Consider the following 15952-nt stretch of genomic DNA (forward strand, 5'->3'; position numbering starts at 1 on the left):
ATGTAATTTTCACACAATATATGCAATTTCTTTGAATTGTAGTCTCTAAATGTTGCTGTGGTTTTCCTTATGAAAAAATTTAGTCTAGCTCTGTTACCAACTTTGATGATGGTTGCCATGGCCCAAACTCAAGCTGTTGAAGCATTTGACCTAAATGGTCAGTATTTGTTAGGTGACTGGAACGGTAAACGTACTGAACTTGCAGCTAGAGGCATGAAATTTGATGCCAATATTGCTGCTGATGTTGCCTATTTAGCCGATGGCGGTCGTGATGATGGCAATGATCCGACTGTAGCGAGCCAATTATGGTTAGGCTCAACTTTCGATATGGAAAAACTTGCAGGCTGGGATGGGGTGACAATTCGTGCTGTGATGAGTGCACGTCAAGGACAAAATACCACAGTCGATGATTTGCAGGGTGAGGTGCCGCAACTTGCCAATGTTCAGGCGAACTTTGGCCGTGGTAACCAAAAAACACGTTTAAGTGAATTGTCGATTGAAAAGAATTTTAAAGCGCAAGGCGTGAGTGTCAAAGTCGGTCGTTTAGGTTTAGGAATGGACTTTAACGTGATGGCGTGTGATTTCCAGAGCACAGCATTTTGTGCGGCGCAAATGGGGAAATGGCAAGGCAATATCTGGATGAACACGCCTGTTTCACAATGGGGTGGCCGTCTGAAATATCAGGTAACGCCTGAAGTATTTACTCAAGTCGGTGTGTATGAATATAACCCTGAAAATGCCTTGGAACGTCATGGCTGGAACTTGGATACTGATCATGCCGATGGTGTGACTATTCCCGTGGAAGTAGTATGGCAGCCGAAATCATTTGTGAACGGTTTGCCGGGCAGCTACCGGGTAGGTGGTATATACAACACGGCCGATGAAGCTAAGAATCAATATAATGTTGCCTATGCTAAAGGCACAATGGGCGAAGATCGTACTTATGCTGGCTGGTTGGCAGTCGAACAGCAATTGACCTCGACAGGTTCGGGTAAACAGGGCTTGCATAGCTTTGCCAACTTTACCTGGCATGACCGTACCACCAATAAAGTCGATAATTCACAACAAATCGGGGTGAAATATATTGGTTTACTGGATTCTCAACCTAATGACATTTTAGGCCTGGGGATAAACCGTGTACATGTAAATGACCGTATCCCTCATCCTGCATTTAATGCCAGTGCCGAATACAATGTTGAATTGAACTATAGCTATTACCCAACCAAATGGTTAATGCTTCGTCCGAATATTCAATATGTTATTAACCCAGGCACTACAAATAACGTGGACGATGCCTTGGTTCTTGGTTTAAGCTCTAAAGTAGTATTTTAATATGACATAGAGAGTCCCCATGCAAGGTAAATATCACCTGATGCCCATCAATATGACTTTACTTTGCCTGACGGCATGCATCTGCCAAAACCTTTATGCTGAAGCAGATTCTACGGAACCTGTTTTGTTGCCTACCTTAAAAATTGAAGCAACACGTACTGATACAGACTGGTTGCAAACACCAGCTTCGGTATATCGAGTTGATCAGAACAACAATGAAAATAATCTGGGCATTAATTTATCTGAAACCTTAAAAGGTGTGCCTGGCTTACAACTGAATAACCGTGAAAATTACGCCCAAGATTTACAAATCTCGATGCGTGGCTTTGGCGCACGCTCAACTTTTGGGGTGCGGGGCATACGTTTATATGTGGATGGCATTCCTGCAACTATGCCTGATGGTCAGGGACAAACCTCGAATATTGATTTAAGCAGCTTGGATCATATTGAAGTTTTGGGTGGACCATTTTCATCACTTTATGGTAACTCTTCGGGTGGTACGATTTTAACCACCACTAAACAAGGCGAGGGCCGTGACTCTATCCAGTTAGGCTACTCGCTGGGGAGTCATAACAAAGGTCGTACGGATATTGTCTTGCAAGGTGGGGCAGATAAAGCCAGTGAGCCAAGTTATGTAGTGAGTTCATCTTATTTTGATACCGATGGTTATCGTGAGCATAGCGCTGCCAAAAAAGTATTAAGCAATGCCAAACTGACTTGGGATTTAGATGACGGTTCTAAACTGAACTGGATTGTGAATCATGTGGATATTAACGCTGATGATCCACAGGGCTTGACCCGAGCGCAATGGAAAGCTAATCCTAAGCAGGTTGCCGATATTGTTAATGAATACAATGTTCGTAAGGAAATCAATCAAACTCAAACAGGATTGAATTGGACTAAGCCTTTAAATGACCAACATGAATTGTATGGTATGGCTTATATAGGACACCGAGAAGTTGTTCAATACCAATCAATACCAAATACAGCACAACGCAATAGCGCAACACATGCCGGTGGAGTGATCGATTTTAGCCGTGATTATTACGGTACTGATTTGCGTTGGACAGCTAAAGACTTATTACCCAATACACGTTTTACCGCCGGTTTTGCTTTTGATGCAATGACCGAAGATCGTCAAGGTTATGAAAACTTTACTAGAACCGCAGCTGATACTCCTGCTTCAGATATTAATAAAGGCCAAAAAGGCCAATTACGTCGTGATGAAAATAATACGCTGTGGAATTTAGACCCTTATCTGCAAGCCTCTTGGGATTTTTTACCCAATTGGACATTAGATACTGGCTTACGTTATAGCAATGTGCATTATGAATCTAAAGATCATTATATTGTCACAGATAATGGAGACGACAGCGGTAAAACGGATTATCAAAAATTTTTACCTTCTGCCGCATTGACCTGGAACATTACTCCAGAATTTTCGACCTATATCAGTTATGCCAAAGGTTTTGAAACCCCGACTTTTACTGAAATGGCTTATCCAACAGTGGCGACATCGGGAATTAACTTTGACTTAAACCCTGCGACCAGTGATAACTATGAACTGGGCTTAAAATCTCAAAATCGTTTCGGTAATTTTACTGCTGCTATTTTCCAAAGTGAAACGCACAACGACATCGTTTCAGCTGAATCGAACAATGGACGGAATACTTTCCGCAATGCCGATAAAACGCTAAGACAAGGTGTGGAACTCTCATGGAATAAAAAGCTATGGCGTGAGTTAACTGCGCAAGCAAGTTATAGTTTTATCGATGCAACTTTTGATGCCGATATCCCAAATACTGACCCTGCAAAGGTAGTAGCGAAAGGGAATTACATTCCAGGTGTAGCTAAAAATCAGGCTTTTGCATCTTTGGGCTGGCAGCCGGAAACTGGTTTTAACGCTGGGCTAGATGTTCGCTATATTGACAAATTATATGTCGATGATCTCAATTCTGATGCTGCACCAAGCTATAGCGTAACCAGTGTCAATGTGGGTTATATTTGGAAAAATGCAGACTGGAAAGTGCGGACTTTTGCCCGGGTCGATAATTTATTTGATAAAGAGTATGTAGGCTCAGTCATTGTCAATGATGGCAATGGTCGTTTCTTTGAACCTGCGGATGGTGCGAACTGGAGCGCAGGTTTAAGTGTTACTAAAGCATTTTAAGGAGAGAAAGTGTGGCTTTATTATTTGAAAATATTCAGTTTGGAACATTAAAACTTAATAATAAAATCGTGATTGCACCCATGTGTCAGTATTCAGCAACTGAACAAGGGGAAGTGACCTATTGGCACGAACAGCAATGGGCGAACTATGCCTTGTCGGGTGCAGGTTTATGCATTATTGAAGCCACTGCGGTTCAGCCTGAAGGGCGAATCAGTTATGCAGATTTAGGGCTTTGGAATGATTTGCAACGTGCTCAAATAAAAGCGCTGTTGGCTAAAGTAAAATCTTTATCTCCTATGCCTTTTGGTATTCAATTGGCGCATGCAGGCCGTAAAGCATCTACCGATAAACCCTGGGCTGGAAAAGACCAATTTAAACCGGAAGAAGCACACGGCTGGCAAACTGTTTCTGCCAGTGATTTGCCATTTAATCCAACTGATCACCCACCGCATGCGCTGAGTAAAGATGAAATCCAGAAAGTGATTCAGGACTTTGCTGATGCAGCCGTACGCGCCGTGGATGCAGGTTTTGATATAATTGAGATACATGCAGCGCATGGTTATTTGCTGCACCAGTTTATGTCACCACTCTCCAATACCCGGGATGACGAATATGGGGGCAGTTTTGAAAACCGGATTCGCTTGACGCTTGAAGTACTGCAAGCCATAAAAAATGCAGTACCTGCAGATTATCCGGTCGGGGTGCGTATTTCGGCGACCGATTGGATCGATGGAAAAGACAGTTGGGATGTGGAATCTTCGGTCGGTTTATCCAAAGCTCTAGAGCAGTTGGGGGCAGTTTATATTCACGTATCCAGTGGTGGTTTGCATGCCCAGCAACAGATTCAAATTGGTGCCAACTATCAGGTGCCTTTTGCTGAAGCAATAAAGAAAGTGGTTCATATTCCGGTCATTGCAGTAGGACTGATTACTGAAGCGCAGCAAGCTGAACATATTTTACAAACCGGACAAGCAGACGCCATTGGTCTTGCACGTGCCATGCTTTACGATCCGCGTTGGCCTTGGCATGCTGCTGCGACATTGGATGCACATATTGAAATTTCACCGCAATATTTGCGCTGTCAGCCGCATGGTTTGAAATCACTGTTTAAACCTTTTCAAAACCAAAATTGAATGGTTCAAATGGTAGTGATTGAGCTGAAATAATTTGATTTAAAAACAAGGAGCAGTTGTGGTTTTAAGTGTAATTTTACCGATTTGCCTGCTGCTTCTATTGGGATTTATCTGCGTAAAGTTCGAATTTATTTTAGCCGAGCATATAAAAGGTTTAAGTCAGTTTGTTTTTAAAATATCCTTGCCGGCATTTTTATTGCAAGCCTTATCCAGTAAGCGTTTTGATGAAATTTGGCATCCCAGTTATTTCATCGCTTATGGCGGGGGATCACTGTTTGTTTTTGCCTTTGCATTTTTGTTGTACCGTCAATATTTTCAATGTCGTTTGACCGAATCTGGCGTATTGTCTATGGGCGCATCCATGTCCAATACCGGGTTTATTGGTACAGCCATACTTATGATGTTGATTGGACAGCATGCAGCAATTTATCTTTCCTTGACCCTGATTATTGAAAATCTGCTAATTATGACTTTGACCCTGATTATTGCTGAAGCAGGTATTCATCAACATCGGGCGAAATCTCAGTTGCTCAAGCAGACTTTATATAACGTCATTAAAAATCCGGTTATTCTGTCGATCGTGTTTGGCATGTTATGTGTGATCTTGAAGATCCAACTTCCATCTTCCATTGCTCAGGCTTTAGAGATGTTAGGCAAAACGGCATCTCCGATTGCTTTATTTGTCATTGGGGGAAGTCTGGTTGGAATGAGTTTAAAAGCTGTAGATTTACAGAGCATGACTTTGGTGCTAATAAAAATTGTACTGATGCCACTGACTATTTTTGCCTTACTGAGTATTTCACCCAATGTCAGTCAGGAAATGCTGTATGCCGGCACATTGCTTGCTGCATTACCCATGCCGATTGCGTTCGGTATTTTGGGACAGAACTATGGACTTGGTGATAAAGCACTGAGCGCTCTAATGCTCAGTACAATATTGGGTTTTATGCTGCTGAGTGGTCTAATTGCAATTTGGTGGTAAATGATGATAACGGCAATAAAAAAGCCCCTAACTGAGGGCTTTTTTTATGAGGAAAACTTAGCTTTTCTTTTCAGCCTTTGCAGGAGCTTTTGCTTGTTCAGCCATCATTTTATCCACTACTGCTAAAGATTCTTTGGCTTGCGGTATATTTTCTTTTGCTAGCGCAGAGAATATCTTTTTCGCTTCAGGCAAGTTTTGCGGCACGATTTTGCCATTTGCAAACATATTGCCCACGGCCATCAAGGCTGGAATATAGCCTTTTTGCGCCAACTCTTGAATGCTTTTTAAACCTTGTTTAATGGGTGCTTCATTTTTATTTTTAAAACCCAAACTAATGTCATATAACGCTTTGGCATGAATTGCTTGATAGTTATCTTTTTTAATTAAAGGATCTAATTTGTGCAATGCCAGTTTTTCTGAAGCAGGTGTACCTTCAGCAAAAAGTAAAACGGCTAAATCGACAGTCGCATCAGCAAAACCCTGATTAGAGGCTTTTTCTAGATACTGTTTGGCTTTTTTAGTATCTTGTTTAAGACCTAGAGTTCCACCCATGTAATTTTTACCCAATACATAGTTGGCAACAGGATAGCCTTTGCTTGCAGACTCTTCATACAGCTTAATGGCTTTTTTCTCATCTTTGGCTGTACCTTGACCGGTTTGAGTCAGATAGCCTAAGTTATAAATGGCTTGAGCATTCCCCGTTTTGGCCAATTTTTCCAATTCTTGGTAAGCATCCTTCATATTATTGGATTTGATTAATGTTTCAATTTTAGCAAATGCAGGATCAACAGAGTTTGTTGCCATCTCTGCCATTGCAAGATGTGAAGACAGCGCAATGATGCTGGCAAGTATAATTTTTTTCATAGTTTAATAACCTTTTTATAAACAATCACATAATTCCATTTATGTGTTTAAGAATGTATGTGGAAGACTCAATACAACATCATAAGTTTAATTGTGTGAATGTAAATATATGATTTGTGTACTGCAACAATTTTTTTTGATATTTGCAGAGCAAGGGCTTAAGTAAATAATGAGTAGCTTAAATCAGCCTTAAGGCTTTTTTGTATTAACGTGAATTGCTCTTCTAAAGTTAAAGTTAAAGTTTTAGTTTAAGTAAAATTTCATGACATAAAAAAGGCGTCACGAAATCAACAGCACTTTGCTTTTTCCTCAATGTTTGTTTAAATCGCGGCTGAATAAAATTGTGAGTATATGAATGTTCATCAAAGCGATTAAACGGGCATATGATCAGATTAATCTGGATGAAAGCATTCCGGATGAAGATAAATTTGATGCATTGTTAATGAGATTAGGCAAAAACTTTTTGGTGAGCAAAGACGACCGTGTTTATATCTTTGAACATGAGGGTAAGACGGCACGTATTGATGCAAAACATGCGCGTGCATTTCATTTTAAAGAGTATGTCATTAAAGACATGAACAAACTTTTTCACGATTTTAATTTATGATTTTAAAAAGCCTCCGATTTGGGAGGCTTTTTTAATGGAGTTAGTAAACTTGAATATTATTACGGACGTGCCACATCGCCTTTTAAAGCCTCTGGTAAATCTAAAACGGCTAAACCTAGTTCTTCAAGTGCTGCAGGTTTAGCGACCACTAAAGCTTTATAACCGCCATCAATCGCAATGCTGTTTACCACTTCAACATCATTATTTAACTTTGTTGCCAAAGCAGGTGTTGCACCTGTACCTTGAACCAAATGTAACCAGCTTTTAGGCTTGGCTTTAAACCACAGGCGCGCAATGATTTCCTGACCAATATAACAGCCCTTGTCGTAATGCACGCCTTCACGTTGGTGTAAACGTAATTCTTGCGGTTGGAACTCATGCGCCGTTGCTGCTTCAATCCAGGCTTGACCGGATTCAATCGCTTGCAGTTGCCATACTGCAATATCAGTTTCAGCCGCAGAAAAATTAGTGCTGTCGCCATCTAGAGTAGGGAACACTGAACCGACTTCTTCCAGCTTCATTTTAGAAAATGCACCAAACTTTTTAATATGCTTGGCAAACTCTTCGGCTTGATCGGCAGTCACAACAATTTCAAAACTTTCCGGATTAATTTTTTTGAGCCATAAACCAAACTGAATACGACCTTTTAAACTACAGATTGCTGTATATCGAGTTAGGTTTTCTGTTAAGGCTTCGGTATTTAAAGTCACTTGACCTTGAAGGAATTTTTGCGCATCCACACCGTTTAGCGTGAATAAGGAGAAAGCTGGATTATTCATTTATTGCCCACCAATACTGGATCTAATACTAAAGAATTAGCTGTATTTTCCGCTATTTTGCAAAAAAAAGCACATTTAGGGCAAATATTCTAAATTTTATGTAACTAAATATTTCTAAAATGCCAATTTTATACCTAAGCTTTTGAAATATATGTGATTTGGGAAATGGCTTTTTCACAGCGTACAATGCTAACAAACGAGTGTGACTAGTCAACAACAATTACGCAGTAAAAAAATGATTTAAGAGGCAGGTAAGCTATGAACAACAACTACCGTAAACTACTGCAAGGCACCCAGCTCGAATATTTTGACGTGCGCCAAGCCGTAGAAGATATCCAGCCAGGCGCATATGCCAAACTTCCTTATACCTCTAAAGTACTTGCAGAACAGTTGGTACGCCGTTGTGACCCAGCCATTTTAGAGCAGTCATTAAAAGAACTTATTCAACGTAAACAAGATCACGACTTTCCCTGGTATCCGGCACGTGTAGTCTGTCATGACATCTTGGGTCAGACCGCACTGGTCGACTTGGCTGGCTTACGTGATGCGATTGCTGATCAGGGCGGAGACCCGTCCAAGGTAAATCCAGTTGTTCCTACACAGCTCATCGTTGACCACTCATTGGCAGTGGAGTATGGCGGTTCCGATCCTGATGCTTTTGAGAAAAACCGTGCCATTGAAGACCGTCGTAATGAAGACCGTTTCCACTTTATTGAGTGGACCAAAACAGCCTTTGAAAATGTCGATGTAATTCCTGCGGGCAACGGCATCATGCACCAGATCAATCTGGAAAAAATGTCTCCGGTGATTCAAAACCGTGATGGCGTGGCGTATCCAGATACCTGCGTAGGAACAGACTCGCATACTCCGCATACCGATGCTTTGGGGGTAATCTCGATTGGTGTCGGTGGCTTGGAAGCTGAAAATGTGATGCTGGGCCGTGCATCGTGGATGCGTCTGCCAGACATTATTGGTGTGGAACTGGTCGGTCAGCGTCAAGCCGGTATTACTGCAACCGATATCGTATTGGCACTAACTGAATTTTTGCGTAAAGAGCGTGTCGTGGGTGCCTATCTTGAATTCTTTGGTGAAGGTGCGGACAGCATGTCGGTGGGGGATCGTGCCACGATTTCCAACATGACTCCTGAATATGGCGCAACGGCTGCCATGTTCTACATTGACCAGAACACCATTGATTATCTGACCTTGACTGGTCGTGAAGCAGAACAAGTGAAACTGGTTGAAGCCTATGCCAAAGAAATTGGGCTTTGGGCATCCGAAATGAAACAAGCAGAATATCCGCGTGTACTGCGTTTCGACTTGTCGACTGTGACCCGCAATATTGCCGGGCCATCGAATCCGCATGCATGTGTATCTACAGCTGACTTAAAAGAAAAAGGCATTGCCGGCGTGGTTGAGCAGCGTACCGATGGTTTAATGCCGGACGGTGCAGTGATCATTGCTGCAATCACGTCTTGTACCAATACATCAAACCCGCGTAATACTGTTGCAGCAGGTTTGCTTGCGCGTAAGGCAAACGAGTTGGGTTTAACCCGTAAACCTTGGGTGAAATCATCTTTTGCACCAGGATCTAAAACGGCAGCACTTTACCTTGAAGAGGCGGGTGTATTGCACGATTTAGAAAAACTCGGCTTTGGTATTGTGGCTTATGCCTGCACCACCTGTAACGGGATGTCTGGTGCGTTAGACCCAAAAATTCAGCAAGAAATTATTGACCGTGACCTGTATGCAACTGCGGTGTTATCGGGTAATCGTAACTTTGATGGTCGTATCCATCCTTATGCAAAACAGGCATTCTTGGCATCACCGCCGCTCGTGGTTGCGTATGCAATCGCCGGCACTATTCGTTTTGACATCGAAAAAGATTCACTTGGCAACGATAAAGACGGTAATCCAATTTACTTAAAAGACATTTGGCCATCCGATGCTGAAATTGATGCTTTGGTGCAAAAGTCAGTGAAGCCTGAACAGTTTCGTCAAGTCTATATTCCAATGTTCGATCTAGGCAAGAATGAAAAGACAGTCAGTCCACTGTATGACTGGCGTCCGCAAAGTACCTATATTCGCCGTCCGCCGTATTGGGAAGGGGCATTGGCTGCACCGCGTACACTTGCAAATATGCGTCCGCTGGCAATTTTGGGTGACAACATTACCACCGACCACTTATCTCCATCGAATGCGATTGTGCTCGACAGTGCTTCAGGCGAATACCTGAAAAAAATGGGTGTGCCTGAAGAAGACTTTAACTCTTATGCGACGCACCGCGGTGATCACCTGACTACACAACGTGCGACACTGGCGAATCCGAAACTGTTTAATGAAATGGTGGTTCGTTCCGACGGTACAATTAAGCAAGGTTCGAAAGCGCGTGTAGAGCCGGAAGGCGAAGTAATGCGTATGTGGGAAGCGATTGAAACTTACATGAACCGTAAGCAGCCTTTGATTGTGATTGCCGGTAAAGACTATGGTCAGGGTTCAAGCCGTGACTGGGCTGCCAAAGGTGTGCGTCTAGCTGGTGTAGAAGCGATTGTTGCAGAAGGTTTTGAGCGTATTCACCGTACCAATCTGGTCGGCATGGGTGTATTGCCGCTTGAGTTTAAACCGGGCACAGACCGTAAAACATTGAAGCTGGATGGTACTGAGCTATATAGCGTGATTGGTAATATTGCGCCACGTTCAACCTTAACTTTAGTGATTGAACGTGCCACAGATGATGGCAAGAATCAGATTACTGAAGTGCCGGTAACCTGCCGTTTGGATACCGAAGAAGAAGTGCATGTGTATGAAGCGGGTGGTGTATTGCAACGCTTTGCACAGGACTTTTTGGAAGGGCAAGTGGCGTAATTAACTATTTATAAAGGTGTTTGATTTTTAACCAATAAAGCCATATTATTAATATGGCTTTATTTTTAATGTCACTTAAATTTTTTGAATGGGGAAAGTCAATGGATAAATATATTATTAATAAGAACTCACAATCTAGTGGTGATCATGAAGTACACAATGCCACAAAAGGTTGTAGCTATCTGCCGGCTGCAGAGAATCAAATTGAACTAGGCAATTTTTCTAATTGTCAGCAAGCGGTTGCTCAAGCTAAATCGAATTGGCCTAGCAATAGAATTAATGGTTGTTATTGGTGTGCAGCGGCTTGCCATACTTCATAAACATAGACTAAAAGTTATTGATATTGTTGTAAAAAAACCCTACTGTGAAGTGGGGTTTTTTATTAAGGGGGGCTAAGTTTGGAAATTTATAAAGACATAGATAATGATTCAAATGTTACTCATTTCGAAATTGGAAGTACGTATATAACTGTTTGGTTTCAAGGAACTGCTAGGTCTTATACTTATAGTTATTATAAAGCAGGTCAATTTCATATAGAAAAAATGAAAGTGTTAGCTAAGAGTGGTAATGGGCTAAATTCTTATATTATGCGAAATGTAAAAAAATTATACGATTAAAGAGGGGGAGATATGGATAAAACCTTAATTAAGCTATGTGATGCTTTAGATGAGCTATCGCAAGTTGTTTTAAAGTCATGGAATGATGATCAAGTTTTAAAAAATGTTTTTGGATGGCATCATCCTGCGGTAACGAGACATGATTTAGCAAATATTCCTAAAAATTTATCGATGAGCATCCGAAACTCTGAAATTAAAGTTATCGATGCTGAATTAGTCGAATTAATATCATTGATACCTACACGTTTACAGGTTATGTATTCAGATACAATTCCTTATATGTTTAATGGACATGGTAATCAGGCTATACCAGCTTATCTATCAACCTTACAATGAGTTGAAAAAGTTATTCAGCCATTATTTTCATGGGAAATTTTACAAGATTCTAAAGCATTGCCACCTGCACTTAACCGTAGATTAAGGGGGATTCAGACGGAATTAGATAATCTTATTCCTAATAAAGATGACCTATCACAACAAATTGATTTAATAAAAGAAGCTACAGAGGCAGCAGAATCGTTACCCACTGATTTACAAAGTTTAAAAGAAGCTAGAATAAAAATTTCAGAAATTCATGAAGACTCATCTTTTGATAGAAAAAAGATTACTGAAGATAAAGCCTCTGTAGAAGCACAACTTAAATCTATTAATGAATTACATAAACAAGCTAAAAAGTTAATAGAGAATTGTGAAGATGCATACCGAATAACAACCACAAAAGGGTTAGCTTCAGCTTTTGATCAAAGAGCAAAAGATCTTAAAAATTCAATGAGATTATGGGTTGGCGGATTATTATTTGCTCTAGCTGTAGGCGCTTGGATTGGGCACGAAAGAATACAAATTTTAACGAGTTCCTTGTTATCCCAGAATTTAAATTGGGGGGATCATTTGGATACAAATAATTTTATCAATGACGAGTGTTATTGCGCCTTTGTGGTTTGCTTGGTTAGCGACGAAACAAATTAGTCAACGTTTCAAATTAGCAGAAGATTATGATTTCAAGGCATCAGTAGCAAAAGCATATGAGGGGTATAAAAAAGAAGCTGCAAAAATCGATGAAGAGTTTGAGGCTCGATTATTTAATGTTGCATTGACTAGGCTTGAAGAAGCACCATTGAGATTGGTTGATTCTGTAAATCATGGTAGTCCTACTCATGAGGTTATAGAAAAAACAGGTCTGAATAAGGTTGGAGAAAGAATAGTGAACAAGGTCGAAGATGTTATTGATTCTATAACTCCTGCAAAAGCGAGTAATGACAGTTAGAAAACTTCGCCCAAACGCCACTATCATCTGTCGAAATGGACAATAGACATTCATCATAATAGGGATATACTGATTCTACCATTTCTAAAACCCATGGAGAACAAAAATGGTTACTGCTGGCGAAAAACCCGGAACAGGCTTCTATTTTTGTGTTCAGTGCGGAAAACGCACTTACTTAGAAATTGGTACAGATCGTTTACCCCCGTGTACCAAATGTCTTGGCAATATATTTAACAACAAAATTGCCTAAGCAGCACATATAAAAACAGTTACCCTCTGTTTTGAACAAAAGCCCTATTACTCAATAGGGCTTTTTTATTACTTCAGCATTGGTGTTAATTCGTTATATTTGTTTGAAAAACGATCAATTTATCCCCATATAAAAACAAGAAATTCATGGTTTTCAGGGCTGCCCAGTTGGAACATTATCTAGACCTTAATCATGACTCTGGTGTTGCCAACTATGAAATTGGCAATGAGTTTATTCGGGTTCAATTCAAGAAAAAATCAAAAACTTATACCTATAGTTATGCCAGTGCAGGCTATCAGCATGTCGAGAACATGAAACAACTGGCTCAGTATGGCGATGGCTTAAATGCCTATATCAATCAGCATACCCGTCATTTATTTGCTAGATAGCTGACTTGCCTGTTACTTCATCTAAATGCCGGTATCAAAACATTCACTTTTGTTAGATTTAAACAGCTTTGCTGTTTCTTTATTTTTAACTGGGCGCTAGTTAAATTTAACCATCCTCTCGCTGCTAAAATTAGAATAATCAATAAATTCTATACAAGATTATTTATCTTCACTGAAAAGTGCCCATTCTCATTCATAAAAATACAACTAAAAAATTCATTTAATTTTATAGGAGTTAGATACTTATCTATATGTAAAGTATCGAGCAGATTCGCTCTACAGCCTCAGTATTCAAAACTTTTATCTAAAAGAAATATGGGTTAATCCAGTAAGCCAATATTTAAGTAAAGAGTTTTGACTTAAATGTAATTTACTATTGAACTGTAAAATTAAAAGTGGAAAATTCAAGTTATTGTGGGAGTCATGCTCTGTCAATAATTATAAATGGTACAAAGGAATAGCAATGAGTGAGATAGTTTATAGTAAAGAAGAGAAGAGCAAACGCGTTCGAGGGATTATAGGAGCTTCTTCGGGTAACTTGGTCGAATGGTTTGACTTCTATATTTATGCTGTTTTTGCCATGTATTTTCAGCATGCCTTAACTGCACCAGATATGAGTTCTTCAGCCCAAGGGGTTTACGTTTGGGGTGTTTTTGCTGCCAGTTTCTTTATGCGCCCTATTGGGAGCTGGATTTTCGGACGTATTGCCGATAAACATGGCCGTAAAAACTCGATGGTGATTTCCATTAGTTTAATGGCAGTCAGTTCATTCTTGTTTGCTTTATTACCGACCTATGAGCAGGTGGGTATGGCTGCACCGTTCTTGTTGCTTTTGGTACGTCTGTTACAAGGCTTATCGGTAGGCGGTGAATATGGCGCAGTTGCAACATATATGAGCGAAATTGCACTCAAAGGGCAACGTGGCTTTTTTGCTTCATTCCAGTATGTGACTTTATCTGGCGGGCAGTTATTAGCAAGCTTATTGGGCGTTATCTTGCTGATGCTAATGACTGAACAACAGTTAATGGATGGCGGCTGGCGCATTCCATTTGTAGTGGGTGGTGTTGCTGCCATTATTTCATTGCTGGCACGTAGTCGCTTAGAGGAGACTTTGTCCAAAAAAGACGAAGGTAAAGAAGAAGCGGGAAGTTTGCGTGAGTTATTTAAAAAGCACTGGAGAACCTTCTTGCTGGTGGTCGGTTATACATCCGCAGGTTCTTTAAGTTTTTATGTGCTGACCGTTTACTCAAAAACCTATATGACCAATTTGGGGATTGAGGGTAGAACTGTTGGTTACATGATGACTGCGGCCCTGTTTATATTTATGGTGGCACAACCACTTTTTGGTGCGATTTCTGACCGTATTGGGCGTCGTGCTGCAATGTTGGCATTCAGTGCGTCCGTGGCAATCTTTATCTATCCAGTGATGGTGATTGCCATGCCATACTTTAGCTATTCGCCAGTCATTGTGACCTTGTTGCTAATTTTTATGATGATGCTGCTGAGTTTCTATACCTCTATTAGTGGTCTGGTTAAGGCGGAAATGTTCCCACCGCATGTACGTGCACTCGGTGTTGGCTTTTCTTATGCTGTAGGTAATGCGATATTTGGTGGAACGGCGCCTGCTGTAGCGCTACAGTTTAAAGATGCCGGAATTGAAAATCTCTTCTTTGTTTATGTCGTGGTAATGCTGGTAATTTGCTTCTTGTGTAGTTTTGCTCTACCGAAAGAACCTGAGTATTTACATCACGATCACTGATTTAACGTGCATAAAAAAACCTGCCATTGGGCAGGTTTTTTTATGCACCATATTTTTTACAGGAAAAATAGCCTGAAATTAATTTCAATAAACTTAATTAAACCGTAATAAAAAACCATAATGTACTTAAATTTAATAAAAAATTCTTTTTAATACGCTATTGAAGGGAAATTTTCCTAAAATAATTTGAAATAGACAAATCTTAGGAAATTAATCCCGAGCCTAACTTGTTAAATTATATCTCAAGGGTGTGACGGGGATCGAAAAGAGTAGATTGCTACTAGTTACGTATAACGTGAGTGTAGTACTTACCCAAAAGGTCTCGATTCGGCTTAGGACGCTATAGATCACAAGTTTATAGGCATAAGGTTATCGCTTACAAAGCTATAATTGTTGAAGTTAAACATTATGTTTTCCCTAACACCCTCAAGAATTTTCTAGCGAATAAAAAACAATTAAAATATAAAAAAATTAAAAATCATAAACCTGCAATAGACTTTAACCCTGATAATGTAGATACAAATCAGCAACTCGTTTCAGCATATTAAATCTGTTATTTTAGAAATCATGAGCTACCACGTAGAGAATCAATATGAATCTTGATTTTTGGTGTCGTTTTTTGCTTTCCGCAGTACTCATCAATTACATCATATTAATGATCTGGTTTTTGGCTATTATTTTTGCGCGTGACTGGATTAAACAAGTCCATGGAAAATGGTTCAATCTGTCAGATGCGACTTTTGATGCAATTCATTATGGGGGAATGGCGGTCTATAAAGTAGGTATTCTACTGTTTAACTTAGTGCCTTTGATTGCTTTATACTTTATGGGTAAAAGTTAAAATTTAACGCTGTATTTCAACATCTAAGTACACAGTCAAACATACCACTATCACAATAATTTAATTAATACTTTCCTACTGATGCGATAAAAATAACCAC

At 40.2% G+C, this 15952-nt stretch carries 17 protein-coding genes; 15 read left to right on the forward strand and 2 right to left on the reverse strand.

Annotation, left to right across the window (positions count from 1 at the left end; genetic code table 11):
- Nucleotides 1-69 precede the first annotated feature (69 nt).
- From AC3CAU_RS06275 to AC3CAU_RS06290, 4 genes are read left to right on the forward strand one after another with little or no spacing between them, the layout of a single operon-like run.
- Nucleotides 70-1332: a carbohydrate porin gene (locus tag AC3CAU_RS06275; RefSeq protein ID WP_131217659.1), complete on the forward strand. Its 1263-nt coding sequence runs from the start codon at nt 70-72 to the stop codon at nt 1330-1332.
- 19 nt (nt 1333-1351) lie between these two features.
- The gene (locus AC3CAU_RS06280) at nt 1352-3502 is read left to right on the forward strand and encodes a TonB-dependent receptor domain-containing protein (RefSeq protein ID WP_447054078.1); all 2151 of its coding nucleotides are present in this window, start codon (nt 1352-1354) and stop codon (nt 3500-3502) included.
- Between the two features lie 11 nt (nt 3503-3513).
- Nucleotides 3514-4635, forward strand: coding sequence for an NADH:flavin oxidoreductase/NADH oxidase (locus tag AC3CAU_RS06285; protein WP_131217657.1), 1122 nt, complete (start codon nt 3514-3516; stop codon nt 4633-4635).
- Between the two features lie 58 nt (nt 4636-4693).
- A complete protein-coding gene (locus AC3CAU_RS06290) occupies nt 4694-5617 on the forward strand; it encodes an AEC family transporter (RefSeq protein WP_447054079.1) in 924 nt (307 codons plus the stop codon).
- A 57-nt stretch (nt 5618-5674) separates the two neighbouring features.
- Here AC3CAU_RS06290 and AC3CAU_RS06295 read toward each other — a convergent pair whose 3' ends face one another.
- Nucleotides 5675-6481: a tetratricopeptide repeat protein gene (locus AC3CAU_RS06295; RefSeq protein WP_131217655.1), complete on the reverse strand. Its 807-nt coding sequence runs from the start codon at nt 6479-6481 to the stop codon at nt 5675-5677.
- A 355-nt stretch (nt 6482-6836) separates the two neighbouring features.
- Between AC3CAU_RS06295 and AC3CAU_RS06300 the strand changes: the two genes are divergently transcribed.
- A complete protein-coding gene (locus AC3CAU_RS06300; protein WP_131217654.1) occupies nt 6837-7088 on the forward strand; it encodes a hypothetical protein in 252 nt (83 codons plus the stop codon).
- Nucleotides 7089-7147: 59 nt separating this feature from the next.
- On the opposite strand, the gene ygfZ is transcribed toward AC3CAU_RS06300, so the two are convergent.
- Nucleotides 7148-7867 (reverse strand): CAF17-like 4Fe-4S cluster assembly/insertion protein YgfZ, encoded by a 720-nt coding sequence (gene ygfZ / locus AC3CAU_RS06305; RefSeq protein WP_447054080.1) that lies wholly within the window; start codon nt 7865-7867, stop codon nt 7148-7150.
- Nucleotides 7868-8125: 258 nt separating this feature from the next.
- On the opposite strand from ygfZ, the gene acnD reads away from it, so the two are divergent.
- From acnD to AC3CAU_RS06355, 10 genes are all read left to right on the forward strand, one after another.
- Entirely contained in the window at nt 8126-10732 is a 2607-nt protein-coding gene (gene acnD / locus AC3CAU_RS06310) for a Fe/S-dependent 2-methylisocitrate dehydratase AcnD (protein WP_447054081.1), read from the forward strand.
- Between the two features lie 101 nt (nt 10733-10833).
- Nucleotides 10834-11052, forward strand: a complete 219-nt coding sequence (locus AC3CAU_RS06315) for a hypothetical protein (protein WP_131217651.1) — start codon at nt 10834-10836, stop codon at nt 11050-11052.
- A gap of 78 nt (nt 11053-11130) precedes the next feature.
- Nucleotides 11131-11349, forward strand: coding sequence for a hypothetical protein (locus AC3CAU_RS06320; protein ID WP_131217649.1), 219 nt, complete (start codon nt 11131-11133; stop codon nt 11347-11349).
- A gap of 12 nt (nt 11350-11361) precedes the next feature.
- The gene (locus AC3CAU_RS06325; protein WP_250697872.1) at nt 11362-11685 is read left to right on the forward strand and encodes a hypothetical protein; all 324 of its coding nucleotides are present in this window, start codon (nt 11362-11364) and stop codon (nt 11683-11685) included.
- 57 nt (nt 11686-11742) lie between these two features.
- Entirely contained in the window at nt 11743-12315 is a 573-nt protein-coding gene (locus AC3CAU_RS06330) for a hypothetical protein (RefSeq protein WP_447054082.1), read from the forward strand.
- A complete protein-coding gene (locus tag AC3CAU_RS06335) occupies nt 12260-12613 on the forward strand; it encodes a hypothetical protein (protein WP_447054083.1) in 354 nt (117 codons plus the stop codon). The genes AC3CAU_RS06330 and AC3CAU_RS06335 overlap by 56 nt, the downstream gene beginning before the upstream one ends.
- A gap of 106 nt (nt 12614-12719) precedes the next feature.
- Nucleotides 12720-12863 carry a zinc ribbon-containing protein gene (locus tag AC3CAU_RS06340; RefSeq protein WP_081408354.1) on the forward strand — a complete coding sequence of 48 codons (144 nt, stop codon included), beginning with the start codon at nt 12720-12722 and terminating at the stop codon, nt 12861-12863.
- A 167-nt stretch (nt 12864-13030) separates the two neighbouring features.
- Complete coding sequence (locus AC3CAU_RS06345; protein ID WP_424619233.1) at nt 13031-13252, forward strand: hypothetical protein; 222 nt, start codon at nt 13031-13033, stop codon at nt 13250-13252.
- 472 nt (nt 13253-13724) lie between these two features.
- Nucleotides 13725-15011, forward strand: coding sequence for an MFS transporter (locus AC3CAU_RS06350; RefSeq protein ID WP_171459167.1), 1287 nt, complete (start codon nt 13725-13727; stop codon nt 15009-15011).
- A gap of 592 nt (nt 15012-15603) precedes the next feature.
- Nucleotides 15604-15852: a DUF6868 family protein gene (locus tag AC3CAU_RS06355; protein ID WP_131217643.1), complete on the forward strand. Its 249-nt coding sequence runs from the start codon at nt 15604-15606 to the stop codon at nt 15850-15852.
- Nucleotides 15853-15952: the final 100 nt, after the last annotated feature.

The sequence above is a fragment of the Acinetobacter sp. GG23 genome, assembly GCF_057766365.1.

Excerpts from the sequence above, each read along its gene's own strand:
- AC3CAU_RS06280 (WP_447054078.1), top strand. The coding sequence starts at position 1,352 with ATGCAAGGTAAATATCACCTGATGCCCATCAATATGACTTTACTTTGC.
- AC3CAU_RS06315 (WP_131217651.1), top strand. The coding sequence starts at position 10,834 with ATGGATAAATATATTATTAATAAGAACTCACAATCTAGTGGTGATCAT.
- AC3CAU_RS06295 (WP_131217655.1), bottom strand. The coding sequence starts at position 6,481 with ATGAAAAAAATTATACTTGCCAGCATCATTGCGCTGTCTTCACATCTT.
- acnD (WP_447054081.1), top strand. The coding sequence starts at position 8,126 with ATGAACAACAACTACCGTAAACTACTGCAAGGCACCCAGCTCGAATAT.
- AC3CAU_RS06335 (WP_447054083.1), top strand. The coding sequence starts at position 12,260 with ATGACGAGTGTTATTGCGCCTTTGTGGTTTGCTTGGTTAGCGACGAAA.
- AC3CAU_RS06275 (WP_131217659.1), top strand. The coding sequence starts at position 70 with ATGAAAAAATTTAGTCTAGCTCTGTTACCAACTTTGATGATGGTTGCC.
- AC3CAU_RS06325 (WP_250697872.1), top strand. The coding sequence starts at position 11,362 with ATGGATAAAACCTTAATTAAGCTATGTGATGCTTTAGATGAGCTATCG.
- ygfZ (WP_447054080.1), bottom strand. The coding sequence starts at position 7,867 with ATGAATAATCCAGCTTTCTCCTTATTCACGCTAAACGGTGTGGATGCG.
- AC3CAU_RS06355 (WP_131217643.1), top strand. The coding sequence starts at position 15,604 with ATGAATCTTGATTTTTGGTGTCGTTTTTTGCTTTCCGCAGTACTCATC.
- AC3CAU_RS06300 (WP_131217654.1), top strand. The coding sequence starts at position 6,837 with ATGTTCATCAAAGCGATTAAACGGGCATATGATCAGATTAATCTGGAT.
- AC3CAU_RS06340 (WP_081408354.1), top strand. The coding sequence starts at position 12,720 with ATGGTTACTGCTGGCGAAAAACCCGGAACAGGCTTCTATTTTTGTGTT.